General features: G+C 58.0%; 1 protein-coding gene. It reads left to right on the plus strand.

The features are described 5' to 3' along the window. The coding region (locus N7568_RS24530) for a glycoside hydrolase (RefSeq protein WP_261612266.1) at positions 1-255 on the plus strand (255 nt) is incomplete at both ends.

The raw sequence follows: 255 nt of genomic DNA on the forward strand, positions 1-255 counted from the left end.
AGTTTCTGCGGGATATCTGATTGCCCCCTATGACTCCTACGAAACTGCGTTGCGCGAGGACGAAAATCCGGACTGGGCCACCGCGCACCTCGGCGATCGGGCCAATACCGAGTGTGCGATGGTGGAGCAAAACGGTGCGCTGAAAAGCGGGTTTCAGCAGTCCGGTCACTATACCGATCCGCGATGTGTGCGACCGTTGCTTGAGCGGCGCATCGATGCAATCCAGAAGGTTGCCGGGTTCAACAGCTGGTTTCT

Origin of the sequence: Paenarthrobacter aurescens, from assembly GCF_025421775.1 — a bacterium.
Classification (GTDB): Bacteria; Actinomycetota; Actinomycetes; order Actinomycetales; family Micrococcaceae; genus Arthrobacter; species Arthrobacter aurescens_B.